Source organism: Klebsiella sp. RHBSTW-00484 (genome assembly GCF_013705725.1).
GTDB lineage: Bacteria > Pseudomonadota > Gammaproteobacteria > Enterobacterales > Enterobacteriaceae > Klebsiella.
Genome location: NZ_CP055481.1, coordinates 3,935,886 through 3,962,299 on the forward strand (window position 1 = coordinate 3,935,886; position 26,414 = coordinate 3,962,299).

General features: G+C 53.9%; 18 protein-coding genes. 7 read left to right on the forward strand and 11 right to left on the reverse strand.

Going from position 1 to position 26,414, the window contains the following annotated elements:
• Positions 1-10: 10 nt before the first annotated feature.
• The 6 genes from dmsA to lrp all read right to left on the reverse strand — a co-directional run bounded on the left by dmsA (position 11) and on the right by lrp (position 10,876).
• Positions 11-2,449, reverse strand: a complete 2,439-nt coding sequence (gene dmsA, locus HV213_RS18655; RefSeq protein ID WP_181482843.1) for a dimethylsulfoxide reductase subunit A — start codon at positions 2,447-2,449, stop codon at positions 11-13.
• Positions 2,450-2,648: 199 nt separating this feature from the next.
• Entirely contained in the window at positions 2,649-3,941 is a 1,293-nt protein-coding gene (gene serS, locus HV213_RS18660; protein WP_181482844.1) for a serine--tRNA ligase, read from the reverse strand.
• Positions 3,942-4,030: 89 nt separating this feature from the next.
• A complete protein-coding gene (gene rarA / locus HV213_RS18665; protein WP_181482845.1) occupies positions 4,031-5,374 on the reverse strand; it encodes a replication-associated recombination protein RarA in 1,344 nt (447 codons plus the stop codon).
• 8 nt (positions 5,375-5,382) lie between these two features.
• The gene (gene lolA, locus HV213_RS18670) at positions 5,383-5,994 is read right to left on the reverse strand and encodes an outer membrane lipoprotein periplasmic chaperone LolA (RefSeq protein WP_181482846.1); all 612 of its coding nucleotides are present in this window, start codon (positions 5,992-5,994) and stop codon (positions 5,383-5,385) included.
• 121 nt (positions 5,995-6,115) lie between these two features.
• On the reverse strand, positions 6,116-10,246 hold the full coding sequence (gene ftsK, locus HV213_RS18675) for a DNA translocase FtsK (protein WP_181482847.1): 4,131 nt from the start codon (positions 10,244-10,246) through the stop codon (positions 6,116-6,118).
• Positions 10,247-10,381: 135 nt separating this feature from the next.
• A complete protein-coding gene (gene lrp, locus HV213_RS18680; protein WP_002439523.1) occupies positions 10,382-10,876 on the reverse strand; it encodes a leucine-responsive transcriptional regulator Lrp in 495 nt (164 codons plus the stop codon).
• A 530-nt stretch (positions 10,877-11,406) separates the two neighbouring features.
• Between lrp and trxB the strand changes: the two genes are divergently transcribed.
• From trxB to HV213_RS18710, 6 genes are all read left to right on the forward strand, one after another.
• Positions 11,407-12,375, forward strand: coding sequence for a thioredoxin-disulfide reductase (gene trxB, locus HV213_RS18685; RefSeq protein ID WP_181482848.1), 969 nt, complete (start codon positions 11,407-11,409; stop codon positions 12,373-12,375).
• 114 nt (positions 12,376-12,489) lie between these two features.
• Complete coding sequence (gene cydD, locus HV213_RS18690; RefSeq protein WP_181482849.1) at positions 12,490-14,256, forward strand: heme ABC transporter permease/ATP-binding protein CydD; 1,767 nt, start codon at positions 12,490-12,492, stop codon at positions 14,254-14,256.
• Positions 14,257-15,978: a heme ABC transporter ATP-binding protein/permease CydC gene (cydC, locus tag HV213_RS18695; RefSeq protein WP_181482850.1), complete on the forward strand. Its 1,722-nt coding sequence runs from the start codon at positions 14,257-14,259 to the stop codon at positions 15,976-15,978. It abuts the gene before it with no gap.
• A 38-nt stretch (positions 15,979-16,016) separates the two neighbouring features.
• A complete protein-coding gene (aat, locus tag HV213_RS18700) occupies positions 16,017-16,721 on the forward strand; it encodes a leucyl/phenylalanyl-tRNA--protein transferase (RefSeq protein WP_181482851.1) in 705 nt (234 codons plus the stop codon).
• A gap of 278 nt (positions 16,722-16,999) precedes the next feature.
• Positions 17,000-17,218, forward strand: coding sequence for a translation initiation factor IF-1 (gene infA, locus HV213_RS18705; RefSeq protein ID WP_002211347.1), 219 nt, complete (start codon positions 17,000-17,002; stop codon positions 17,216-17,218).
• Between the two features lie 162 nt (positions 17,219-17,380).
• Positions 17,381-18,178: an ATP-grasp domain-containing protein gene (locus tag HV213_RS18710; protein WP_181482852.1), complete on the forward strand. Its 798-nt coding sequence runs from the start codon at positions 17,381-17,383 to the stop codon at positions 18,176-18,178.
• A 94-nt stretch (positions 18,179-18,272) separates the two neighbouring features.
• Here HV213_RS18710 and clpA read toward each other — a convergent pair whose 3' ends face one another.
• A complete protein-coding gene (gene clpA, locus HV213_RS18715) occupies positions 18,273-20,555 on the reverse strand; it encodes an ATP-dependent Clp protease ATP-binding subunit ClpA (RefSeq protein WP_181482853.1) in 2,283 nt (760 codons plus the stop codon).
• 31 nt (positions 20,556-20,586) lie between these two features.
• Complete coding sequence (clpS, locus tag HV213_RS18720; RefSeq protein ID WP_112214662.1) at positions 20,587-20,904, reverse strand: ATP-dependent Clp protease adapter ClpS; 318 nt, start codon at positions 20,902-20,904, stop codon at positions 20,587-20,589.
• Between the two features lie 324 nt (positions 20,905-21,228).
• On the opposite strand from clpS, the gene cspD reads away from it, so the two are divergent.
• Entirely contained in the window at positions 21,229-21,459 is a 231-nt protein-coding gene (gene cspD, locus HV213_RS18725; RefSeq protein WP_110275216.1) for a cold shock-like protein CspD, read from the forward strand.
• A gap of 68 nt (positions 21,460-21,527) precedes the next feature.
• Here cspD and macB read toward each other — a convergent pair whose 3' ends face one another.
• From macB to HV213_RS18740, 3 genes are all read right to left on the reverse strand, one after another.
• Positions 21,528-23,474 (reverse strand): macrolide ABC transporter ATP-binding protein/permease MacB, encoded by a 1,947-nt coding sequence (gene macB, locus HV213_RS18730; protein WP_181482854.1) that lies wholly within the window; start codon positions 23,472-23,474, stop codon positions 21,528-21,530.
• Positions 23,471-24,586 (reverse strand): macrolide transporter subunit MacA, encoded by a 1,116-nt coding sequence (gene macA / locus HV213_RS18735; protein ID WP_181482855.1) that lies wholly within the window; start codon positions 24,584-24,586, stop codon positions 23,471-23,473. Before macA ends, macB begins: the two co-directional genes overlap by 4 nt.
• Before the next feature lie 166 nt (positions 24,587-24,752).
• Positions 24,753-26,411, reverse strand: coding sequence for an ATP-dependent endonuclease (locus HV213_RS18740; protein ID WP_181482856.1), 1,659 nt, complete (start codon positions 26,409-26,411; stop codon positions 24,753-24,755).
• Positions 26,412-26,414: the final 3 nt, after the last annotated feature.

Consider the following 26,414-nt stretch of genomic DNA (forward strand, 5'->3'; position numbering starts at 1 on the left):
CGGTCACTCCTTACAGCTTTTCAACCTGGACAAGGTTGGTATGCGATGGGTTGCCTTTCGCCAGCGGCGACGGGCGTTGGGTGGTCAGCACGTTGATGCTGCCCGCCTGATCCACGCGACCTGCATCCGGGTTGTACCAGGCCCCCTCTCCCAACGCGACAACGCCAGGCATCATTCGCGGTGTCACTTTAGCTTCGATATGCACTTCACCACGGTCGTTGAAAATACGGATACGATCGCCATTGGCGATCCCGCGTTTCTTCGCATCAAGTGGGTTAATCCACATCTCCTGACGGCAAGCGGCTTGCAGTACATCAACGTTGCCGTAGGTTGAGTGGGTACGAGCTTTGTAGTGGAAACCGGTAAGTTGTAGCGGATAATTTTTAGTCAAAGGATCGTTATAGTTTTCGAACCCTGGGCTATAGATCGGCAGCGGATCGATAACGTCTTCTTCTTTTAGCTCCCAGGTCGCGGCAATCTCCGCTAGCTGCGCAGAGTAAATCTCTATTTTCCCTGACGGAGTGGTTAACGGGTTAGCCACTGGATCCTCACGGAAAGCCTTGTAGGCTACGTGATGCCCTTCAGGATCGCGCTGTTTGAACATTCCTTGTTTACGGAATTCATCAAACGGCAATAGCTCAGGAATCGCTTTACGGGATTGCTCATAGAGATGACGTAACCACTCTTCCTGAGTACGCCCTTCCGTAAACTGTTGCTCAACGCCCATGCGTTTTGCAAGTTCCGTCGTCATGTCGTAGATGGTCTTGCACTCAAAGCGAGGTTTGATCGCCTGGTCGGCAAAAATAACGTAAGACATGTTGCCGCAGGAAGCATCCAGGGCAAAATCCATCTGTTCCGAAGCCGTACAATCCGGCAGCAGAATATCGGCATATTTCGCCGACGAGGTCATATGGCAATCGATGACCACGATCATCTCGCACTTTTTGTCATCCTGCAGGATCTCATGGGTGCGGTTAATTTCTGAGTGCTGGTTAACCAGGCAGTTACCGGCATAGTTCCAGACCATTTTGATGGGCACATCGAGCTTATCTTTGCCGCGCACGCCGTCGCGCAGCGCGGTCATTTCGGTCCCGCGTTCAATGGCATCTGTCCACATAAACATGGAAATGCTGGTCTCGATCGGGTTGTTCAGCGTTGGCATCCGCTCAAATGGCAGCGAATATGAACCTTCACGTGCACCGGTATTCCCGCCGTTGATCCCTACGTTACCGGTTAAAATCGCCAGCATTGAGATTGCACGGGAAACCAGCTCGCCGTTAGCGTGACGCTGCGGCCCCCAACCCTGAGAAATATATGCGGGTTTGGCACCAGCAATTTCACGCGCCAGTTGCACAATTCGCGCCTGCGGAATACCGGTAATCGTCGACGCCCACTCAGGGGTTTTCGCAATACCATCTTTGCCCTGACCGAGAATATAGGCCTTATAGTGGCCATTAGCTGGCGCACCTTCGGGTAGCGTTTTCTCGTCATAGCCTACGCAGTACTTATCCAGGAAAGGCTGATCAACGAGATTTTCACTAATCATCACCCACGCCAGCGCGGAAATCAGTGCGGCATCAGTACCGGGTCGGATGGGGATCCACTCGTCTTCACGCCCGGCACCGGTATCGGTGTAGCGAGGATCGATAATGATCAGCCTGGCATTAGATTTCTCTCGCGCCTGCTCCAGGTAGTAGGTCACCCCGCCGCCGCTCATTCGGGTTTCACCTGGGTTGTTGCCAAACAGCACCACCAGCTTACTGTTTTCGATATCCGAAGGGCTATTGCCATCGGCCCAGCCGCCGTAGGTGTAATTCAGGCCCGCGGCAATTTGTGCGGTAGAGTAGTCGCCGTAATGATTGAGATAACCGCCGCAGCAGTTCATCAGGCGGGCAATCAGGGTTTTCCCCGGTGGCCAGGAACGCGTCAAGGTACCACCCAGGGTTCCGGTACCGTAGTTCAGATAGATCGATTCGTTACCGTAGTCTTTAATCAAGCGCTGCATATTGCTGGCAATGGTGTCGAACGCCTCTTCCCAACTAATTTGTTCAAATTTGCCTTCACCGCGTTTGCCAACGCGCTTCATAGGATATTTTAGGCGATCGGGATTATAGACACGCCGACGCATCGAACGACCGCGCAGACAGGCGCGAACCTGGTGCAGACCGTCATAGTTATCATCGCCGAAATTATCGGTCTCAACGTATTTGATTTCGCCATCAACCACATGCATACGCAGCGGACAGCGGCTGCCACAGTTAACCGTACAGGCACTCCAGGTGACCGTTTCGCTAACAGGAATTTGGGTGTCCGCAGCATAGGCAATACGTGCGAAGGGTAAGGTCAATGCGCTGCTGGCCATCGCCAGCCCGCCAATCGCCGTGGTTTTCATTAAACCACGCCGGCTCACCTCGGCAGCCAGTAAAGCATCGGGGGTTTTGGTTTTCATAGATACTCGCTTTGGTTGCTCACAATTAACTGAAAACCGCTATATAGATTAATATATAACGAAATTAGCCTTTATTAGTTTTTTATACTGGTTAATCCAAAGGGAGTATCTTCGTATTCACAGGGCCGATTATTGCCCGGTATCAAGAAGGGGGTAAAAAAAAAGCGCCTGAAGGCGCTTTTAGGACGATTAACGAAAATCAGCCGATGAATTCGAGGCCGCGCATATATGGGCGCAGAATTTCCGGGATCTCAATGCGGCCGTCAGCCTGCTGATAGTTCTCCATCAGGGCGACCAGCGTGCGTCCGACCGCCAGGCCAGAGCCGTTCAGCGTGTGCACCAGGCGAGTTTTCTTGTCAGACTTGCTGCGGCAGCGAGCCTGCATGCGACGCGCCTGGAAATCCCCGACGTTGGAGCAGGAAGAAATTTCGCGGTAGGTGTTCTGCGCCGGAACCCACACTTCCAGATCGTAGGTTTTGCATGCGCTAAAGCCCATATCGCCAGTGCACAGAGCCACTTTACGATACGGTAGACCCAGCAATTGCAGAACTTTTTCCGCATGCCCGGTCATTTCTTCCAGCGCCGCCATTGAATCTTCCGGACGCACGATCTGTACCATTTCAACTTTGTCGAACTGGTGCATACGGATCAGGCCGCGAGTATCACGACCGTAGGAGCCCGCTTCGGAGCGGAAGCATGGCGTATGCGCGGTCATTTTGATCGGCAGATCGTCTTCGTCGATGATCTCATCACGAACCAGGTTGGTCAGCGGGACTTCCGCCGTCGGGATCAGCGCGTAGTTGCTGCTGTCCGCTTCTTCTTCCAGCGGACGAGTGTGGAACAGGTCACCGGCGAATTTCGGCAACTGACCAGTACCGTACAGCGTCTCCTGGTTAACCAGATACGGGACATAGTTTTCACTATAGCCGTGCTGTTCAGTGTGCAGGTCCAGCATAAACTGCGCCAGCGCGCGATGCAGGCGAGCCAGTTGGCCTTTCATCACCACAAAACGGGAACCGGTCAGCTTCACGGCGGCGGCAAAATCCAGGCCTCCGTGCATTTCGCCCAGCGTCACGTGATCGCGAACGTCAAAATCAAACTCACGCGGCGTACCCCAGCGGCTAACTTCAACGTTATCGTTTTCATCGCGACCGGCCGGAACATCGTCGTGCGGGATATTAGGGATAGTCAGCGCGATATCACGGATTTCCGCCAGTAGTGTATCCAGTTCGGCCTTCGCAGCATCGAGCTGTTCACCGAGCTTATTCACTTCCAGGCGTAATGGCTCGATATCTTCCCCACGCGCTTTCGCCTGGCCTATGGATTTCGATCGGGAGTTGCGCTCCGCCTGCAGGTTTTCAGTTTGAACCTGCAGAACTTTACGACGCTCTTCCAGAGCGCGAAGTTTATCTACATCCAGCTTATAGCCCCGGCGTGCCAGTTTTTCTGCGACTGCGTCTGGCTCGGTACGCAGCAGATTGGGATCGAGCATGCTTATCCTGTGCTTATCGAATTAATAAAGAAAAATGGCCGCAGATGCGACCACGGAAATATTGTGACAACCTTACCGCAACGCCCCAATTATCGGTAGCGTTTTATCGGGCTATTTTGATCCTGTTCGGTTAACCAGGCGAGCTTTTCGCCTATTTTGCCTTCCAGTCCCCGGTTTGTCGGCTGATAATAGCGTGTTTGTGCCATTTCCTGCGGGAAATACTGCTCTCCCGCGGCATAAGCATTGGGTTCATCGTGCGCATAGCGATACTCTTGCCCGTAGCCCATTTCTTTCATCAGTTTGGTTGGTGCATTACGCAAATGCACCGGTACATCATAGTCAGGGCGCTCGCGAGCATCAGCCATCGCCGCTTTAAATGCCGTGTAAACCGCGTTGCTTTTTGGCGCGCAGGCAAGATAGACAATCGCCTGCGCAATCGCCCGTTCGCCTTCTGCCGGGCCGACGCGAGTGAAACAATCCCAAGCGGAGATGGCGACCTGCATCGCCCGAGGGTCAGCATTGCCGACGTCTTCCGAAGCAATCGCCAGACAGCGCCGAGCCACGTACAGCGGATCGCCACCGGCAGTAATAATTCGCGCATACCAGTACAGGGCCGCGTCCGGTGCGCTCCCGCGAACCGATTTATGCAGTGCGGAGATTAAATCGTAGAAACGGTCGCCTTTATTATCGAATCGCGCGCTGCGTTCTCCGGCAATTTCAGTTAGCAACTCAACTTTCAGCACCCGATTACCGGAAGCATCGGTTTCGGCCATATCGGCCATCATTTCCAGAGTATTCAGCGCCCGGCGCGCATCACCGTTTACCAGATCGGCAATGGCCTTGCATGTCTCGTCAGGCAGAACTATATTTTGCCCGCCGTAGCCGCGCGTCTTGTCACTCATTGCCTGGTGAAGCACCTGCTCAATATCATCGCTGGTTAGCGATTTCAGTAGATAAACACGTGCACGGGATAACAGAGCAGAATTGAGCTCAAACGAAGGGTTTTCCGTTGTCGCACCGATAAAAGTGATAGTTCCATCTTCAATATGCGGTAGGAAGGCATCTTGCTGGCTTTTATTGAATCGGTGAACTTCGTCGACAAACAGGATCGTACGGCGGCCTGCGTTACGGTTTTGACGCGCCCGCTCGATGGCCTCACGGATCTCTTTCACGCCTGAGGTCACTGCCGAGATGCGTTCTACGTCGGCGCTGGCATAGCGGGCAATGACCTCAGCCAGCGTAGTTTTTCCGGTACCCGGCGGTCCCCACAGGATCATGGAGTGCAGATGACCGGCTTCAATTGCCCTCGGCAACGGCTTACCGGTCGCCAGCAGATGCTGCTGGCCAATGTACTGTGCTAAATTTTCTGGCCGCATACGGGCGGCCAGTGGTTGAAATGCGTTGTCGGAAAAATCGAGCGACAGATTGCCCACATTCGCCTCTACTTACGTTGATCGTCCACCGTAACCCCTTGCGGTGGCGTAAAGGTGAACTTAGATGCGTCGATAGCACCATTTTGTTGCGATTTCAGCTGATAGCTGCTGCGTTGATCGTCCTGTTCCACGGCGCTGAACTGATGAATCGTACCGTCACGGCCGACGTTGATGGTGAACTGCTTCAGGTTACCACTGCCGTTTTTCGGCGTCAGAACAAAATCATCACCATTCTGTTTGATGTTGTAGTTCTGCCAGTCGCTGGACTGGTTACGGGCAATCAGCATAAACGGCGTGTTGCTGGTGGCGTCTTTCAGCCAGGTGGCGGTAGCCTGCTCGACAAATGGGTTGTAGAACCACAGGGTTTTACCATCAGAAACCAGCACGCTTTCATCCGGCTGAGTCATATGCCAGTTGAATAGATTTGGGCGCTTGACCCACAGGTCACCCTGCCCGTCCTGCACGGCATTGCCGCTACCATCGGTCACTTTCTGCGTGAAGCTGGAGTGGAAACTGCTCACTTTATCAAGGCGGCTTTTTAAATCGCTGGCGGCATCCGCCCATACCTGGCTTACGACAAAACTGGACAGTAATGCACAGGTGATTGCGAGTTTTTTCATTGTTATTCCTTAATGTGCGTCACTCCCGACGCGGGAGCCTCTTCTGCCCTTAATGTAGGGCCGCCAACGGCGGTGATACAGCAGAACAGGCTGATTTTCACTTATTTACCCAACTTTGCAGTTACTCGAAAGGCGGCGGAGCCAGCACTTCACGGTTACCATTATGACCTTGTTCGCTAACAATGCCCTGAGCTTCCATCTGTTCGATGATACGCGCAGCACGGTTATAGCCAATGCGGAACTGACGCTGCACCCCGGAAATAGAGGCTTTGCGTTTTTCCGTTACAAAGTTGACTGCCTGATCGAATAGCGGATCAAGCTCTTCGCCGCCCTCGTAGCCACCGCCGCTGCCTTCGCTCTCGCTATCGGAGGTAATTCCATCAACATACTGCGGACGTCCACGAGCTTTCCAGTCCTGAACCACAGCATGCACTTCCTCGTCGCGAACAAAGGCACCATGAACACGCACTGGGATCGTCGAGTTTGGCGCCGAATAGAGCATATCGCCCATACCCAGCAGTGATTCCGCTCCGCCCTGGTCAAGGATGGTGCGCGAGTCAATTTTACTCGACACGGTAAAGGCAATACGCGTAGGGATGTTCGCTTTGATAAGGCCGGTAATAACGTCAACCGAAGGACGCTGGGTCGCCAGTACCAGATGAATCCCTGCGGCACGCGCCTTCTGCGCCAGACGAGCAATCAACTCCTCCACTTTCTTGCCGACGGTCATCATCAGGTCAGCAAATTCATCGACCAGAACCACAATATAAGGCTCTTTTTTCAGCACCGGATGGGTGGCATCCATGCTATCGCCGGGTTTCCAGTACGGATCAGGAATTGGCCGTCCCATGCGTGCGGCTTCAGCAATTTTCTCGTTGTAGCCCGCCAGGTTACGCACACCCAGAGCAGACATGAGCTTATAACGACGCTCCATCTCATTAACGCTCCAGCGCAGTGCGTTGGCTGCGTCTTTCATATCCGTAACGACTTCCGTCAACAGATGCGGGATCCCTTCATAAACCGACAGCTCTAGCATTTTCGGGTCGATCATGATGAATTTCACATCTTCCGGCTGCGCTTTATAGAGCATGCTGAGGATCATGGCGTTGACCCCGACCGATTTACCGGAACCGGTGGTACCGGCGACCAGCAGGTGCGGCATTTTTGCCAAATCAGCGGTAACCGGATCGCCTGCAATGTCTTTACCCAGAACAACGGTCAGCGGCGAAGGATTGTCGCGGAATTTCGCACAATCCAGCACTTCGCGCAGGTAAACGGTCTGACGCTTTTTGTTCGGCAGTTCCAGACCCACGTAAGGCTTGCCTGGAATAACTTCCACGACGCGCACAGCGGCGGTAGACAGCGAACGCGCCAAATCTCGCGACAAGTTGGAAATTCGTGCTGCTTTCACCCCAGGAGCCAGATTCAGCTCAAAGCGGGTGATAACCGGGCCTGGCGAGTAGTTCACCACATCAGCTTTGATACGGAAATCAGCCAGACGCGCTTCGACCAGCCGCGCCATTTGCTCCAGCGCGAAAGTATCGACTGGCTCAACTTCAGATGGCGGCGGTGTCAGCAGATCTAAAGACGGCAGTAGCGTAGTCGGTTTTTGTAGCGGACGGCTATCGCCATTACGCATCAACAGCGGATGAATCAGACTTTCCTGCGGCTGTGGTACTGGCTGTTGCGCCACATGACTCTGAGGCGCAGGCTGCTGCGGATAACCACCTGGAGCCTGCGTCATCTGAGGAGCCATTTGCGGATGCTGTACCGGTTGCTGTTGAACCGGCTGATAAACCTGCTGCTGCACAGGCTGAGGCGGCATCTGTTGCTGAGGCATCTGCGGATGTGCCGCATGATGTACAGGCTGCTGATTCTGGATTGGCTGCTGATACTGATGAGCAGGCTGTTGCACTTCCGGCATCGGCGTGAACATCGGCTCGCTCGGCGTATCATCAACTAACGCTTTCATCGGCGAAAATTCATAATCTGCCGGAGAGAACGGATGAGAACCCGGTGGTTGTTCGCTTGCATAGCGCTGCTGCTGAGTCGCAGCAAACTGACGAGCGAGTTCGGCCTCAGCGGCAGAATCTTCATCATCGTCTACTTCATCTGCAACGTCAGCACCGTAGGTTTCGCTATAACGCTGGTTTTGAGAGGCGGCAAACTGACGCGCCAGTTCACCCTGCTCAAGTTCAGCAACTTCTTCATCGGTTAATGGCTCATCATCGTAGTGCTGGTGCTCAGCCTGACGAGCGCGTTCCTCAGCCATTCGCTGCGATGGCAGTTTAATGCCATAGGAGGCGAGCTCACGGCGCGTTGGCACACGAACACGATTTGGGCGCGGCAATTTCGGACCTATGCCCTCTTTTACCTGCACGCGAGGACCACCAGATACGGGGCTAAATAACGGCGCAGCGCTGGACGCCGCAGATGCGGCGGAAGCCACCACAGCACTAGCGGCACCTGCGCCAGTTGCCTGATGGACGCCTGCAGCCAGCGTGCTGACTACTGCGGCATCAACCGGCGATGGCGTTGGCGGCGCGATCGGTTTTGTCGCTACCGGACTAACAGGCTCTGGAATGGGCTGATACCACGCTGCAAGTTGTTCACGTTCGCGCGCGCGCTTCTCTTCAACCTCTTCAAAGTAATACATAGGCGGACGCTGCGGCTTCACTTCCTCTTGCGGGGCCTCAGGCTCCACGACAGGAGTGGGAGCGTACGGCTCAGGCTGATAAGTAGGTTGCTGCATCGGGGCCTGTTCCGGCTGATACGCCTGCTGCGGCTGGTAAGCGGGCTCAGCTGGCTGCTGCATCGGGGCCTGTTCTGGCTGATATGCATGCTGAGGCTGGTAAGCGTGTTCAGGCTGATAATCTGGCTGCTGTATTGGGGCCTGTTCCGGCTGATACGCCTGCTGCGGCTGGTAAGCGGGCTCAGGCTGATAAGCTGGCTGCTGCATCGGGGCCTGTTCTGGCTGATACGCCTGCTGCGGCTGGTAAGCGGGCTCAGGCTGATAAGCTGGCTGCTGCATCGGGGCCTGTTCCGGCTGATACGCCTGCTGCGGCTGGTAAGCGGGTTCAGGCTGATAAGCTGGCTGCTGCATTGGGGCCTGTTCTGGCTGATATGCATGCTGTGGCTGGTAAGCAGGTTCGGATTGATACGTTGGCTGGGCCTCATGTCCTGCAACCGGCTCAGCCCACGCTTGCGGCGCGCTGGTTGCCAATGCAGCGATTGCAACCGGGTCGGCAACGCTGTGGCCATTCAGCAGCGGATCGTATGGGTCAAAATCCCCCGGCCGTGCCGCGCTAGCGCCAGAAAATAGTACATCATCAGCATCCGCCGGACGCGCAGCGCTGGATCCAGAGAAAAGTACGTCTTCAGCCGCCACGGGTGCGCCGCTAGCGCTATACTGAACATCTTCTTCGGCATCATCCATACGCCTGCCGGAGAACAACGCCGCATCGGTCTTGCGCCCCATCGGGTTGGAAAACTTCTCAGCCAGGCGCTGACGGCGTGCTAAAGCGCTACGTAAAATTCGTGCACGACGCGACTCTTGCGGTTTCGCAGAATCATCGTCTTCATATTCATCTTCATCATCTTCATATTCCCCTTCATCGACCCAGGTATCGTCGCGACGGGTACGGTTGCTGGCGAAAGTTAATACCGAAAGGATCGCGCCGCCTAGCTTTTCAGCGATGCTAACCCAGGACCAGCCGGTAAACAGCGTCAGACCAGCCGCCCAGAGACATAGCAGCGCGATCGTCCCACCGCTGCTGTGCAGCAACGGCTTTAGCGTGGTGCTCAGAAGGCTACCAATCACACCACCAGAGGCAAAATACCAGATATCATCAGCATTAATGGCCGCCAGCCCACACGAGGTGAGGATCAGTGCTAATGCGCCAATCAAGCGTAATGACACGGCGAAGTAGTCGATATATTCGTCGTTTTCCTGATGACGCCATGCAAACCAGCAGCCACCGATGATGATGACCGGGATGGTGTATGCCATTACGCCAAAAATGAAAAATAGCGTATCGGCAAGCCAGGCACCTGGTATTCCACCTATGTTATGGATAGGTTCGTGCCATGCAGTTTGTGACCAACTCGGATCCGAGGGATTAAAGCTGAGTAAGGCCGCCATCAACCAGATGGCAAAAAGGGAGCAAAGAATGAGTAACGCCTCAAGGAGTCGACGCCCACTACTAAGCTTTGTAAATTTGACTTCTTTGTCTTCAGTGTATTCCTGGCTCAAGAAAGGCTCTCCAGGTATCAGGCTGTTTCCTGCCTGCAGCTAAAACGGACAACAGTGCCGGGTCTCCCCGGCACTGTTGCTGTATGGATTAACAGGAGTGTAATCAAACTACGTCGATTTTGCACCTGTTCCGTGTTAGCGCGTCTTGATTACCAGACGATTACTTTGCTTGACTTCTTCCATTACCACATAGGTACGGGTGTCATTTACGCCCGGTAGGCGCAGCAAGGTCTCGCCCAGTAACTTACGATACGCTGACATATCCGGTACGCGGGTTTTCAACAGATAGTCGAAATCTCCGGATACCAGATGACACTCTTGAATTTCTTCAAGTTTTTGCACAGCGGAGTTAAATTGCTCAAACACATCCGGCGCGCCACGATTCAGAGTAATCTCAACAAATACCAGAAGTGATGCATCCAGATAATGCGGGTTGAGCAGCGCTGTATAGCCCTGAATAAAACCCTGTCTTTCCAGTCGACGCACACGCTCAAGGCAAGGCGTCGGAGAAAGTCCCACCCGTTTAGAAAGCTCGACGTTGGAAATACGCCCGTCTTTTTGCAATTCATTCAAAATATTACGATCGATGCGGTCGAGATCTTTGCCAGGGCGCTTCTTGCTATCTACCATTATTATTGTCTCTCTGTATTCCTTCCCTACTCCTGTTCTGACCCTGGCCTTCACTGCCAGAGTCCATCCTGTTATTACCCGTACGACATTGGGTAACCCAGGGGTACGTGAGAAGTCCGTTGCCTGAAGGCAGCCACCGACATCACGCATGGCGTCTGTCCACACCATGCGTAGATTTCGCTGACCCGGATAAAAATGGCATTTGCGTGCATGAAAATTCGCCACACGCGAAACACTGCTTTTCTTCTTCCATGAATGTTTTCGCAAAAGCACAGGGGATTGTCAAAGCAAAACATCGATTTTTAGTACAAGATGCCAGATATTCATTATCCTCCCCCGTTGATTCTCATGTTTTCCTCTTATAATTGTCCCGCTGACAGTAGAATTAGTTATATTCTTCGTTCGTTAAATCGCCAATTCATCGGCAGCTTCTATTGCACATATCGTTAACAAAACCGCTGCGCTCTTTTTTTACGACAACAAATTCCCTACAATCCAGCACATGTATGCCAATAAATTATGGGGTTCTCATGGGCACGGCCAAACACAGTAAACTGCTTATTCTTGGTTCTGGACCTGCGGGATATACCGCTGCGGTCTACGCAGCGCGCGCAAATCTTCAGCCGGTACTGATTACCGGGATGGAAAAAGGCGGTCAGCTGACCACCACGACGGAAGTGGAAAACTGGCCTGGCGATCCGAGCGATCTGACCGGACCGCTGCTGATGGAGCGCATGCACGAACACGCCACCAAGTTTGAGACCGAAATTATTTTCGATCATATCAACAGCGTCGATCTGCAAAACCGTCCATTCCGCCTGGTGGGTGACAGCGGCGAATATACCTGCGATGCGCTGATTATCGCTACCGGTGCGTCTGCGCGCTATCTGGGACTGCCATCCGAAGAAGCCTTTAAAGGCCGCGGCGTTTCCGCCTGCGCCACCTGCGACGGCTTCTTCTATCGCAACCAGAAAGTTGCCGTTATCGGCGGCGGCAATACCGCAGTAGAAGAAGCGCTGTATCTGTCTAACATCGCTTCCGAAGTCCACCTGATCCACCGCCGTGACGGCTTCCGTGCGGAAAAAATCCTTATCAAGCGCCTGATGGATAAAGTGGCAAGTGGCAATATCGTGCTGCATACCCACCGTACGCTGGAAGAGGTGACGGGCGATCAGATGGGCGTGAGCGGTCTTCGCCTGCGCGATACGCAGAATACTGACAATATTGAATCGCTGGAAGTTGCGGGGCTGTTCGTCGCTATCGGCCACAGTCCGAACACAGCGATTTTTGCAGGTCAACTAGAGCTGGAAAACGGCTACATCAAAGTTCAGTCCGGTATCCACGGTAATGCAACCCAGACCAGTATTCCGGGCGTCTTCGCTGCCGGTGACGTGATGGATCATATCTATCGTCAGGCCATTACTTCAGCCGGTACAGGCTGTATGGCCGCGCTGGATGCCGAGCGTTATCTGGATGGTTTAGCCGACGCTTGTAAATAATCTTTACAAGTCAGTAACAAAGGTAAAGAAGGCGACGAAAAGTCGCCTTTATTTTTGCCCCGTTGTAACATTGCCGAGCCCAAAAAACTCATAACTACACCTGCTAAGCGCGCAATGAATAAAACCCGTCAACAAGAGTTAACCCGTTGGTTAAAAGATCAAAGTATTATCTCCCGTCGCTGGTTGATGATTTCCCGTGCACTCGGTGTCATTAGCGGTCTGCTGATCGTTGCCCAGGCCTGGTTCCTCGCGCGGATACTCCATCGTATGGTCATGGAAAATATCCCCGCTACGGCGCTGTTGCTGCCCTTTACGTTGCTAGCGCTGACTATTGTGCTTCGCGCCTGGGTGGTATGGCTGCGCGAACGAGTCGGCTTTCAAGCGGGGCAATACATCCGCGTTGAGATCCGCCGCCAGGTTCTGGATCGTCTGCAGCAAGCAGGCCCGGCATGGATTCAGGGCAAACCCGCGGGAAGTTGGGCCACGCTGATTCTTGAACAAATTGACGATATGCATGACTACTACGCGCGTTATTTGCCACAGATGACGCTGGCAGCCTGCGTGCCGTTATTAATTATCATCACCATTTTCCCGATTAACTGGGCTGCGGCACTCATTCTGCTGGGTACCGCGCCGCTTATTCCGCTGTTTATGGCGCTGGTGGGAATGGGGGCGGCTGATGCCAATCGGCGTAACTTCCTTGCTCTGGCGCGATTAAGCGGCCATTTCCTCGACCGCCTGCGAGGGATGGAAACGCTGCGAATTTTTAATCGCGGCGAAGCAGAAACGGACAATATTCGTGAAGCCTCCCAGGATTTCCGCCAACGGACGATGGAAGTGCTGCGTCTGGCCTTTCTCTCTTCCGGCGTACTGGAGTTTTTCACCTCGCTCTCTATCGCTCTCGTCGCTGTCTACTTTGGTTTCTCCTACCTTGGAGAGCTCAATTTTGGCCATTACGGCGTCGGCGTAACCTTAATGTCCGGCTTTCTGGCGTTAATTTTGGCCCCAGAGTTTTTCCAGCCGCTGCGCGATTTAGGCACTTTCTATCACGCAAAAGCACAGGCCATTGGCGCTGCGGATAGCCTGAAAACCTTTATGGAAGCGCCGCTGGCGCAGGCCGAGCGTGGTGAAAAAGTATTGAGCGACAATGAAATGGTGAGCCTTGAAGCGCGCGATCTGGTGATTAAATCGCCTGAAGGTAAAGTACTGGCCGGGCCGCTGAACTTTTCATTGCGCGCAGGTGAGCGCGTGGTCCTGGTTGGTCAGAGCGGCTCCGGCAAAAGTTCTCTTCTCAATACCTTGACTGGTTTTCTTCCCTATGAGGGGTCTCTCAAAGTCAATGACGTTGAGCTACATACCCTGGATGCCGACCGCTGGCGGCGCCTGCTGAGCTGGGTTGGACAAAACCCACAGTTACCCGCTGCAACGCTGCGCGAAAACGTTCTGTTGGCATGGCCCGAAGCCACAGAGGCCCAGCTTCAACTGGCGCTGGATAAGGCCTGGGTCAGCGAATTTGTCTCCCTCCTGCCCCAGGGTATTAATACTTCTGTCGGCGATCAGGCCGGTCGTGTGTCTGTTGGGCAGGCCCAGCGTGTCGCCGTTGCGCGCGCGCTGCTGGTTCCTTGCCGTATGCTGCTGCTGGATGAACCCGCCGCCAGCCTTGATGCGCATAGCGAACAGCGAGTGATGCAGGCGCTCACCAATGCCTCAACCCAGCAAACCACGTTGATGGTGACCCACCAACTGGAAGGCCTGGCAAATTGGGACGCCATCTGGGTTATGCAGGATGGTCAAATTGTCGAGCAGGGCCGTTATTCGCAGTTGGCAACCGCAGGTGGCCCTTTTGCTACCCTGCTCGCTCACCGTCAGGAGGAGATTTAAATGCGCGCATTATTGCCTTACCTGGCGCTCTACAAACGGCACAAATGGCTGCTGATGCTAGGCGTTGTACTGGCGATCGTTACGCTGCTGGCCAGCATTGGTTTGCTGACGCTCTCGGGCTGGTTCCTGTCGGCATCCGCCGTTGTCGGCGTGGCAGGCATCTACAGTTTTAACTATATGCTGCCTGCCGCTGGTGTACGCGGCGCGGCCATTATTCGTACCGCAGGACGCTACTTCGAGCGTCTGGTCAGCCACGACGCCACCTTCCGTGTTCTCCAGCATCTGCGCGTGTTTACCTTCAGTAAGCTTCTGCCGCTCTCCCCCGCCGGACTGGCTCGTTTTCGTCAGGGCGAACTGCTCAACCGGGTCGTTGCCGACGTCGATACTCTGGATCATCTCTATTTGCGCGTGATATCACCGCTGGTAGGTGCCCTGGTGGTGATCCTGGTGGTAACTGCGGGTCTGAGCGTACTGGATGTGCCGCTGGCCCTGACCCTCGGCGGCATTATGCTGCTCACCCTACTGGTACTGCCACCGCTGTTCTATCGCGCCGGTAAACCCGCAGGTGAAAGTATGACCCAGCTTCGTGGCCAGTATCGACAGCAGCTCACTGCATGGCTTCAAGGCCAGGCTGAACTTATGCTGTTCAATGCCAGCGATCGCTACCGGGAGCAGATGGAGAAAACCGAAGTCCGCTGGCAGGATGCACAGCGTCGCCAGGCAGAACTTACCGCTCTCTCCCAGGCGTTAATGCTGCTGATTGGCGGTATTGCAATCATCGCTATGCTATGGCTCGCCTCGGCGGGCGTCGGCGGTAATACTCAGCCTGGCGCGCTAATTGCCTTATTTGTCTTTTGCGCGCTGGCGGCATTCGAAGCGTTAGCGCCAGTAACCGGTGCATTTCAGCATATGGGTCAGGTTATCGCCTCGGCAAAACGCATCACGCAAATTACCGAGCAAGAGCCGGAAGTGTCCTTTACGCAAGGTGAAGGTCAGAAGCTGGAGCAGATCGCGTTAACCTTAAATCAGGTCACCTTCAGCTATCCACAGCAACCCTCCCCTGCGCTGGATAATGTTTCACTGCAGGTCAAGGCCGGGGAACATATCGCCATTCTGGGCCGCACCGGCTGCGGTAAATCGACTCTATTACAACTACTGACCCGCGCCTGGGATCCGGCTCAGGGTGAAATTTTACTCAACCATCAGCCGCTGACTCAGCTTGATGAGACGACGTTGCGCCAGGCAATGAGCGTCGTGCCGCAGCGCGTGCATCTGTTTAGCGCCACGCTGCGTGACAACCTGCTGCTGGCATCGCCGCAGTCCAGCGATGCGCAGCTTTCAGAAACGCTGGAGCGCGTTGGCCTGGGGAAATTACTGGAAGACAGCGGCCTCAATAGCTGGCTGGGTGAAGGCGGGCGTCAACTTTCCGGCGGAGAATTGCGCAGGTTGGCTATCGCCAGGGCCCTGTTACATGATGCGCCGCTCATGCTGCTTGACGAACCAACCGAAGGCCTCGACGCGACAACAGAAAGCCAAATTCTTGATTTACTGGCCGAAGTGATGCGTGACAAAACCGTGTTGATGGTTACCCACCGACTGCGCGGATTGGCGCGTTTTAATCAGATAATAGTCATGGACAACGGCAAAATTATTGAGCAAGGTAGTCACGCAGAACTGCTGGCTGAACAGGGGCGTTACTACCAGTTTAAGCAGCGCCTGTAGGCTACTATTGAATCATCGCCTGATGTGTTGAGGTAAAAATGCGGCTGGTTCAGCTCTCTCATCATTCCATCGCCTTCCCTTCGCCGGAAGGCGCACTGCGCGAACCCAATGGCTTATTAGCTCTAGGCGGCGATCTCAGCCCGGCGCGTTTGCTTATGGCCTATCAGCGCGGTATTTTTCCCTGGTTTTCGCCCGGCGATCCCATTTTATGGTGGTCGCCAGACCCTCGTGCGGTACTGTGGCCGGAGAAATTTCACCTCAGCCGCAGCATGAAACGCTTTCACCAGCGCTCACCGTATCGTGTCACTCTGAATCACGCTTTTGGGCAGGTAATTGAAGGCTGCGCCGACCATCGCGATGAGGGGACATGGATAACGCCCGCTATCGTTCAGGCCTATCACCAGCTTCATGAGCTAGGCCATGCCCACTCTATTGAAGTATGGCAAGGAGATGAGCTGGTCGGCGGTATGTATGGCGTAGCGCAGGGCGCACTCTTTTGCGGTGAGTCGATGTTTAGCCGTGCGGAAAATGCCTCTAAAACCGCGCTGCTGGTATTTAGCCAGGCGTTTATGCAGGATGGCGGAAAATTAATTGATTGCCAGGTGCTCAATAATCATACGGCATCGTTGGGCGCAGTAGAAATTCCCCGCCGCGATTATCTGGATTATCTCTCCGTCCTGCGAACTTATCGTCTTCCCGAGCGATTTTGGGTGCCTCGGGTGCTATTTGCGGGCGAAGCATAAATGTTTTCAGCACATTTTTTGTTGGGATGGTATAATTGCGCGGTAGAGTAGCTTCTGCCTGTTGCCCCGCCGCCGTTTGGGAATAATAAGAGTCAGATAACGCCCATCGTTCTGTCACTCCCCCTTTACGTTTGCGCCTGTCATGCGGTTTATCCGCGTGAATTCCGGGCAATACGCCAAAACTACTTCGGCGATTTGACGTAAAACTTTACTTACTTGCTGAACTTCGGCATTATCTTGCCGGTTCAAAACTATGGTAGTGATACCCAGAGGACTAGATGGCCAAAGAAGACAATATTGAAATGCAGGGCACCGTACTTGACACGTTGCCTAACACAATGTTCCGCGTAGAACTGGAAAACGGTCACGTGGTAACTGCGCATATTTCCGGTAAAATGCGTAAAAACTACATCCGCATTCTGACGGGCGACAAAGTGACTGTTGAGCTGACCCCGTACGACCTGAGCAAAGGCCGCATTGTCTTCCGTAGTCGCTGATCGTTTTCGCCCCTAAGGCGCCAGATGCTGAAGGCCGGGATATTTCCCGGTCTTTTCATTTCTGCTATTCCCTCTTCTTCCCGGTTTTGACTGTCGTATCCCTACCCCCATAAAATGAGTGTGGATTATGGCCGTATTGACTTAGCGAGAAAGGACACGCACATGAGCGCGCTGCAAATCATCTACCCCAACGATATGCTTCATCCGTCACAGCCTGATGAAACATTCTTAACCGAATATACCCATGCCTGCCAGAGTAATATCCACTGCCTCCTGCTCTCCTCAGAGGCCGCAGCGCTGGGGGAATATCGCTTCTCATCGCACTTTCTGGCCGATACACCGGTTTTGTGGCGCGGATGGATGCTGCGTCAGGATGAATACGAAGGCTTATCATGTGCGGTAGAAAAGAAAGGCTCCCGCTTGTTAACCTCAAGCCAGGAGTATCTTCGCTGCCACCATTTACCGGGATGGTATGAGAGCTGTCGGGACGTGACGCCGGAAACCATTGTGACTCACGCCGATGCTGACTTTGACGCGCTAACCAGTGAATGGCAATGGCCCGCTTACTTTGTGAAGGACTACGTGAAGTCGCTAACCACGTCTCGTGGTTCAATCGCCCGAAACTCACAAGAAATTCGCGAAATCATCGGCTTGCTAAAGCAGTATCGGGGTGAAATCGAGGGAGGTATCTGTCTGCGACGTGTGGAGCAATTTGATACTACCAGCGAGAAACGTTTTTTTGTCCTCAATGGGCAAGTCCATTCTCCAGATGACAATATTCCAACGGAGGTCATTGAGATCGCAGCTCGTATTCACAGTCCTTTTTATTCAATCGATGTTATCCGCGATGAGTCCAGGAGTCTAAGGCTTGTCGAGATTGGCGATGGGCAAGTATCGGATATTAAAGATTGGCCCGTTGAGCGTTTTGTGAAAATGCTCGGTGGCTATGTAGCAGGATAAAAAGTGTATGACCGTGTGCGCCGGAGCGGTAGTGGACGACGATAGCAAAAAACCGGCCCTGAGGCCGGTTTCCCGTGTTTAACACAAGAGCATGTTAATGCGCCGCTTCCGGTTTGTGCTTCTGCGCACTCTGGAACTCGTAGGTCAACGCATTTTTCTCTTTATCCAGCTCAACGGTCACCTGGCCGCCGTCAACCAATGAGCCAAACAGCAGCTCGTTGGCCAGCGGTTTCTTCAGGTTGTCCTGAATCACCCGCGCCATTGGACGTGCGCCCATGGCCCGGTCGTAGCCTTTCTCTGCCAGCCAATCGCGAGCTTCCTGGCTGACTTCCAAAGACACGCCTTTCTGATCCAGCTGAACCTGCAGCTCGACGATAAACTTATCCACCACCTGATGAATAACCGTCGTAGACAGGTGATCGAACCAGATAATGTTGTCGAGACGGTTGCGGAACTCCGGCGTAAAGATCTTCTTAATCTCATCCATCGCATCCGGGCTATTGTCCTGATGGATAAGGCCAATGGATTTACGCTCGGTTTCACGCACCCCGGCGTTGGTGGTCATCACCAGCACCACGTTGCGGAAATCCGCTTTGCGACCGTTATTATCGGTCAGCGTCCCGTTATCCATTACCTGCAGCAGCAAGTTAAAGACGTCCGGGTGCGCTTTTTCGATTTCATCAAGCAGCAGCACCGCGTGCGGATGTTTGATAACCGCATCGGTCAGCAGCCCGCCCTGATCGAAGCCAACGTAGCCCGGAGGCGCACCAATTAAACGGCTGACGGTGTGACGTTCCATATATTCGGACATATCAAAACGCAGCAGTTCAATGCCCAGCGATTTCGCCAGTTGCACGGTCACCTCGGTTTTCCCAACCCCGGTCGGCCCAGCGAACAGGAAAGAACCAACAGGTTTATGATCATGACCCAGCCCGGCGCGCGCCATCTTGATGGCTTCGGTTAACGCTTCAATCGCCTTATCCTGGCCAAAGACCAGCATTTTCAGACGATCGCTGAGGTTTTTCAGCGTATCGCGATCGCTGCGGGAAACGCTCTTCTCAGGAATACGCGCAATGCGCGCCACCACGGATTCGATATCCGCGACGTTGACCGTTTTTTTACGCTTACTGACCGGCATTAAGCGCGCACGCGCACCGGCTTCGTCAATCACGTCAATTGCCTTATCCGGCAGATGACGATCGTTAATATATTTCACCGCCAGCTCGACCGCCGCACGCACCGCTTTCGCGGTATAACGCACGTCGTGGTGCGCTTCGTACTTCGGCTTCAGGCCGTTGATAATCTGCACCGTCTCTTCCACGGAAGGTTCGGTAATATCAATTTTCTGGAAACGACGCGCCAGCGCGCGATCTTTTTCAAAGATATTGCTGAACTCCTGGTAGGTCGTCGACCCCATAACCCGAATTTTACCGCTGGAGAGCAGCGGCTTAATCAGGTTAGCGGCATCGACCTGCCCGCCAGAAGCGGCGCCAGCACCGATAATGGTGTGGATTTCATCAATGAACAGAATGCTGCTGGTATCTTGTTCCAACTGTTTAAGCAGCGCTTTGAAACGTTTTTCAAAATCGCCGCGGTATTTGGTGCCTGCCAGCAGCGAGCCGATATCCAGCGAGTAGATAGTGCAATCAGCCATCACTTCCGGTACGTCGCCCTGCACGATACGCCAGGCAAGCCCTTCGGCAATGGCTGTTTTACCGACACCGGATTCCCCCACCAGCAGCGGGTTGTTTTTACGACGACGGCACAGTACCTGAATAGCGCGTTCCAGCTCTTTCTCGCGACCGATCAGCGGGTCGATACCGCCAACGCGGGCAAGCTGATTGAGGTTGGTGGTGAAGTTTTCCATACGATCCTCCCCGCCTGCTTGCTCTTCGCTGCTGCTGGGCTGGCTTCCGCTGTTATCGGAAGACTGGCTCGGCTCATCTTTACGCGTACCGTGAGAGATGAAGTTCACCACATCAAGTCGGCTGACTTCATGTTTACGCAGCAGGTATGCCGCCTGGGATTCCTGTTCACTGAAAATCGCAACCAGCACATTGGCGCCGGTGACTTCGCTACGACCAGAAGACTGAACATGGAAAACGGCACGCTGCAACACGCGCTGGAAGCTCAGCGTCGGCTGAGTATCGCGCTCTTCTTCCGTTGCAGGCAGAACGGGTGTGGTCTGTTCGATGAAGGCTTCAAGTTCCTGACGCAGCGCGACCAGATCCACGGAACACGCTTCAAGCGCTTCGCGGGCCGAAGGGTTGCTAAGCAGCGCCAGCAACAAGTGCTCGACGGTCATGAACTCATGACGGTGCTCGCGCGCTCTGGCGAAAGCCATGTTTAAACTGAGTTCCAGTTCTTGATTGAGCATAGGCACCTCCCCCAATTTTCGTTGCCTGAATTCAGGCTTTTTCTAGCGTACACAACAACGGATGCTCGTTCTCCCTCGCGTATTCGCTCACCATCGCAACTTTGGTTTCCGCGACTTCTGCGGTAAACACGCCGCAAATCGCTTTACCTTGATAGTGAACTGTTAGCATCAGTTGCGTTGCACGTTCAACATCATAAGAAAAGAATTTTTGTAACACGTCAATAACAAACTCCATTGGAGTGTAGTCATCATTGACCAATATCACTTTATACATAGATGGCGGTTTAAGCGCATCTTTAACTTCGTCCTCAACTAGCTGATCGAAGTCTAACCAGTCTCTCTTACTCATCGTCAGTGTTCATCATCGGTTGCTGTTGCCAACAGGCGGCCGCCTGTCGATGACCAGAGGCTATGCACATCACAAATCTACAATAGATCATAGATAACTATCATCTATTACTTCCATCCGCGATGTCTGTCACATTCCCCGGCAATAGCGTTAACTGCTTCAAATTTTGACGCATTTTTCACCGTCCCCCATCGTCAATTGCTTGACGCATTTCCTGATTTCTCTAAATTGTAGTGGCGAGAGTTGGCGAGCAAATGAACAACTCGTCACTCCACTACCGGTTCATTCCATCTTACTTATAAGATTTACGAAGGATGTCGAAGTATGGAAATGGGTACTGTTAAGTGGTTCAACAATGCCAAAGGGTTCGGTTTTATTTGCCCTGAGGGCGGCGGCGAAGACATTTTCGCCCATTACTCCACCATCCAGATGGATGGTTACAGAACGCTAAAAGCCGGACAAGCCGTTCGGTTTGATGTTCACCAGGGGCCAAAAGGTAATCACGCCAGCGTGATTGTCCCTGTAGAAGTAGAAGAAACGGAAACGGCCGCATAACTCTTTTGCTTCATTGTGTACATCCCGCCAGTAAAATGCCAGTCCTTCTGACTGGCATTTTTTTATCACTACTCGCGGGCCAGCGCATCAACAGGATCCAGTCGCGCGGCGTTGCGCGCCGGTAGCCAGCCAAATAAAACCCCGGTCAGCGTTGAACATAAAAATGCGGTTAATAACGCCAGCGGTGAGAAACCAATCTCCCAGCCGGGTAAAAACAGTTGCAGCACAAAGGCTATCAGCAATGATAGCGTCACGCCCAGCGCGCCGCCGACCAGGCAAACCAGCACCGCCTCAATCAAAAATTGTTGCAGCACATCACTGGCTCGCGCCCCGACCGCCATACGGATGCCAATTTCTCTCGTGCGTTCAGTCACCGAGACCAGCATGATGTTCATCACACCAATCCCGCCGACCACCAGCGCAATCACCGCCACCAGCGTCAGAAACAGCTGTAATGTATGTGTGGTCCGTTCTGCGGTTTTCAAGATGTTGTCCATATTCCAGGTGAATACATCTTTTTTGCCGTGGCGGAGCTCCAGTAAACGCAATAACTGCTGCTCTGCAATCGTGCTGTCATAACCATCCCGCAGGCGCACGGTGATTGAGTTTAGCCAGGACTGCCCCATGACCCGGCCAGCCATTGTGGTATAAGGCAACCAAACGCGCAAAATTTTACTGCTGCCAAACATCGACTGTTTTTCTGCTGCGACGCCAATCACCGTCGCGGGCATATTTCCCACCAGAATGACTTCACCAACCACCTGAGCTTTATGCGGAAACAGCTGTCGACGCGCATTACTATCAAGCACCACTACCTGCGCACGGCTATTTAACTGCAGCTCATTGAAGGTGTTACCTTCGCTAAAGGTCATGCCGTAGACGTTAAAATACTGCGCTCCCACGCCCTCTGCGCTGGCGGCGACGTCAATATTGTTTGCCCGCAGACGTAGGCTTTTTGATACCGCTGGCGTCGCCGAGCTGACCCACGGCTGTTTCTGAATCGCCAGCAGGTCATCGTACTTCAGCGCTTGCTGATAGCGGGGATCGTCATCACCAAAATCCTTGCCGGGATAAACATCAATGGTATTCGTACCAATAGCGCGAATATCCGCCAGCACCATCTGCTTGGCCGCATCGCCTACCACCACAATAGACACGACTGACGCAATGCCGATGATGATCCCGAGCATCGTCAGCAGGGTGCGCATTTTATTCGCCGCCATCGCCCGCCAGGCCATCACCAGCGCTTCGCGAAAGCCGCTGCTGAACTGACGCCATGCCGAAGGCTCAGCCGCTGTGCGCTGGCGCAAAGCGCCGCCTTGCGTTGTGCCCAGGGCGGGAGGATTACGCACGATTTCGCCATCGTGGATTTCGATAACCCGCTCCGCCTGCGCCGCCACCTGCGGGTCATGGGTGACGATAATCACCGTATGTCCCTGCGCTTTCAACTGGTGAAGGATCCCCATGACTTCTTCACCTGAACGACTGTCCAGGGCGCCGGTAGGTTCATCCGCCAGGATCACTTCGCCGCCGTTCATTAAGGCGCGAGCAATACTCACTCGCTGCTGCTGGCCACCGGAAAGCTGTGAAGGCTGATATTCGGCCCTGTCGCCAAGCCCCAGCCGCACCAGTAGCTCATGAGCCCGGGCAAGCCGCGCTTTACGCTCCGCTCCGGCATAGACTGCCGGGACCTCCACGTTCTGTGCCGCCGTCAGATGTGATAACAGATGATAACGCTGGAAGATAAAGCCAAAATGCTCCCGCCGCAGACGCGCCAGTTCATCGCCGTTAAGACGGGCGACATCCGTCCCCGCCACCTGGTAAGTGCCGCTGGTGGGCTTATCCAGACAGCCCAGAATATTCATCAGCGTGGATTTACCAGACCCGGATGCCCCGACGATCGCCACCATCTCTCCGGCGGCAATGCTCAACGTGATACCTTTTAGCACATCGACGCTGCCGTCCCCGGATGGATAGCTGCGGCGAATATCACGCAGCTCCAGCAGCGCCGTCATTTCGCCGCTCCAGCCGCGCCTTCGCCGATAATCACTTCATCACCCTCTTCCAGCCCTTTTACCACCGCTACATCGGTGTCATTACGCGCGCCAATAACAATTTCGCGCTCTTTGGCTTCGCCGTTTCGCAACAGACGCACGTGATAGCGGTTATCGCCGATGGCATCACCCAGCGCACTGAGGGGAATCGTGATCACGTTTTTCACTTCAGAGAGCTGGATATGTACCTGGGCGGTCATCTCCAGGCGCAGAATGCCCTGCGGGTTCGGCACTTCGAAACGGGCATAATAGAAAATGGCGTCATTGACCTTTTCCGGGGTCGGAAGAATATCCTTCAGCGTTCCTTCATAGCGAGTTAGCGGGTCGCCGAGCACGGTAAACCAAGCCTTTTGTCCTGGCTTAAGATGAATCACATCCGCTTCGGAAACCTGCGCTTTCACCAGCATGGTGCTGAGGTCTGCGAGAGTCAAAATATTCGGCGCCTGCTGGGCGGCGATAACCGTCTGCCCTTGTAGAGTGGTGATTTGCGTCACTTCACCGGACATCGGCGCCAGAATTTTAGTGTAGTCGAGGTTAGTTTTCGCCGTATCCAGCGTTGCCTGATTGCGCTTGATTTGCGCTTCAATCGTGCCGATTTGCGCCTCTTTTACCGCTAAATCAGTCGCTGCGGTATCCAGGTCCTGGCGTGAAACCAGCTGCCGTTGCGCTAACTGCTGCTGGCGTCCCAGAGTGACTTCAGAGAGCTTACGTTCAGCCCGCGCCTGATTCAGCTGTGCCCGTAGCTCCATCAGCGTCGCCTCAACCTCTTTAATCTGATTTTGCGCCTGCTCCGGGTCGATAACCCCCAACAGCTGATCTTTTTTCACTTTGTCGCCAATTTCGACGCGCAGAGTTTGTAGCTGTCCGCTCACCTGCGCCCCAACGTCGACTTTTTGTAACGCATCCAGCTTACCCGTCGCCAGTACGCTCTGCTGCAGATCGCCTTTACGTACCACCAGCGTTTGATACTGCGGCAACGGCGCATTCAGTATTCGCCATCCCCAGACAGCGAGGGCCAGCACGACTATCGCCAGCAGCCACCAGACTTTCCTGCGCTTTCCATTTAATCTCATAAAAATTCCCGATGTTTTAACCCGCAGATCCAGACGACGATTCTATCGAAACCTGCAAACAACATAACTCTCATTTTTAGCTGTGCTTAATTTTTGTTTAACTGGAGTTGAAGCAAAGGTAAGAAGAAGGGAGTGCCGGACGGATGCCCGGCACCGATAAAACAGGTTAATCTGCCCGCCCACGAGCCAGCCACAGTACGCGGGAGAACATTTTTTTCAGCAGCGCAGGGATGGCATCAACGCCGCGACGCCCGGCATCCATTGCCACTTCAATCGCCAGATCTGGTTTTGACGAACGATGAATAGCTTTGGTTATCACCCGCCGCATGTTCATAGGAATATTCATCGGCAACTGCGCCACCCGGTGATAAACGTTATCAAACCCCTGGCGATACATAAAATGTTCCATATCCATCGCCGGTAACGTCGTCAAATGATCGCGCTCAAGAGTCCTGTCGTCGTTCAGCAGCCCACGAACCGTCGCGGCATATTTCTTCCCAGCTTCATCACCATCTACCAATACATGCCACTCAATTCCCATTCGCCGGGCGAATTTGATTAGCGGTTTTAACCCAGACTGGGCAAACTCAATGACCTTGACGCCTTCCGCATCAAAGTGATGACCACACTGGCGGGCCAGCTCGTTGATAACCCAGGTTTCCGTCTCCCCTTCCACCAGCAGCCAGCAGCGGGCAAACAGCGACGAGGAACGATTAAAACGGATATGAAACGCGATGCGCCGACTGTCTTCGGCATTCATTCCGCCTGGGCCAAGCCGCCAGGCGGATACCCGGGAGGACTCGCGCACCAGACGACAGACGTGCTCGACGGGCGTTAGCGACAGCAGTTCGCCGGAATTAGTGGTAGTTATCCGCTGCAACGGTAGCAAATTCAGCAAATGCCAGGCGACGGACAGCATAATGGGGTGCAAACGGGTTTCCGGGTCCTCAACCAACAGCAATGGTCGCGCGTCACGATCGAGTCTTACCGTGCCTTTGGCCTGCAATAGGGTAGAAAACAAACCCAGCAAAATCACCCGATGGCTGCGGCCACCAGGTTTGTCGATCATGCGGTTGATAATATCCAGATAGCGCCAACTGCGCTGTTCATCATGTGAATATCGACGCATCAAGCGGTTACGCGATTGCGCGCTGCTTTGCTCGGCGAAATAGTGTTCCAGTAACTGCACCATCGCCGAGAGGCCCTGACGTATCTGGCCATCGGTTAAATTTTGCGGATGATGAACCAGTTCACGAGAGAGAAAATCAAGCTGGCGAGCGGTAATCTCAATCTGCGGCGAATGCGGTACGGTGTCGTTATGGATCCGCCGCATAAAACGCGCGTCACGCAGGCGCAGCACCGGCATCAGTCGTACCAGGTGACGGGCCAGCTCATCGATATCGTCCAGATCCAGCGCTTCCCCTTCGCCGTTAATAAAGCTACGCAGGGTCATGACGCTATCATCATCGGCAAGCTCCCCTTCCAGGCGATAGAAAACCCGCTGATAACCATCATCGCAGGGTACCCAGCAGTCGCTTAGGGGTCGATAGCGCCGAACACGATGGCGACCTGGTTCATTTTCACGGAAAGTCAGAATGATATGCAGGTGACGCTCGCGCCCCAGAACATCTCCAGGCGGAAACCAAAAATCCTCGCGGACAAAATGGTAGAGGTCAAACTCCGGCGACAAGAGCAGCGTCAGAGCATCCAGCAGGCTCGATTTACCCCATGCGTTTTCGCCAATCAGTACGTTGTTTTGCTCAAGCATCAACGATAAGCGATTGATACCGCGAAAACCGACAATTTCGACGCGCTCAAGATGCATATA

What these genes read in the sequence shown, in the direction of transcription:
- dmsA (WP_181482843.1), bottom strand. Translation starts at nt 2,449, where the DNA reads ATGAAAACCAAAACCCCCGATGCTTTACTGGCTGCCGAGGTGAGCCGG.
- serS (WP_181482844.1), bottom strand. Translation starts at nt 3,941, where the DNA reads ATGCTCGATCCCAATCTGCTGCGTACCGAGCCAGACGCAGTCGCAGAA.
- lolA (WP_181482846.1), bottom strand. Translation starts at nt 5,994, where the DNA reads ATGAAAAAACTCGCAATCACCTGTGCATTACTGTCCAGTTTTGTCGTA.
- lrp (WP_002439523.1), bottom strand. Translation starts at nt 10,876, where the DNA reads ATGGTAGATAGCAAGAAGCGCCCTGGCAAAGATCTCGACCGCATCGAT.
- trxB (WP_181482848.1), top strand. Translation starts at nt 11,407, where the DNA reads ATGGGCACGGCCAAACACAGTAAACTGCTTATTCTTGGTTCTGGACCT.
- cydD (WP_181482849.1), top strand. Translation starts at nt 12,490, where the DNA reads ATGAATAAAACCCGTCAACAAGAGTTAACCCGTTGGTTAAAAGATCAA.
- cydC (WP_181482850.1), top strand. Translation starts at nt 14,257, where the DNA reads ATGCGCGCATTATTGCCTTACCTGGCGCTCTACAAACGGCACAAATGG.
- aat (WP_181482851.1), top strand. Translation starts at nt 16,017, where the DNA reads ATGCGGCTGGTTCAGCTCTCTCATCATTCCATCGCCTTCCCTTCGCCG.
- infA (WP_002211347.1), top strand. Translation starts at nt 17,000, where the DNA reads ATGGCCAAAGAAGACAATATTGAAATGCAGGGCACCGTACTTGACACG.
- HV213_RS18710 (WP_181482852.1), top strand. Translation starts at nt 17,381, where the DNA reads ATGAGCGCGCTGCAAATCATCTACCCCAACGATATGCTTCATCCGTCA.
- clpA (WP_181482853.1), bottom strand. Translation starts at nt 20,555, where the DNA reads ATGCTCAATCAAGAACTGGAACTCAGTTTAAACATGGCTTTCGCCAGA.
- clpS (WP_112214662.1), bottom strand. Translation starts at nt 20,904, where the DNA reads ATGAGTAAGAGAGACTGGTTAGACTTCGATCAGCTAGTTGAGGACGAA.
- cspD (WP_110275216.1), top strand. Translation starts at nt 21,229, where the DNA reads ATGGAAATGGGTACTGTTAAGTGGTTCAACAATGCCAAAGGGTTCGGT.
- macB (WP_181482854.1), bottom strand. Translation starts at nt 23,474, where the DNA reads ATGACGGCGCTGCTGGAGCTGCGTGATATTCGCCGCAGCTATCCATCC.
- macA (WP_181482855.1), bottom strand. Translation starts at nt 24,586, where the DNA reads ATGAGATTAAATGGAAAGCGCAGGAAAGTCTGGTGGCTGCTGGCGATA.
- HV213_RS18740 (WP_181482856.1), bottom strand. Translation starts at nt 26,411, where the DNA reads ATGCATCTTGAGCGCGTCGAAATTGTCGGTTTTCGCGGTATCAATCGC.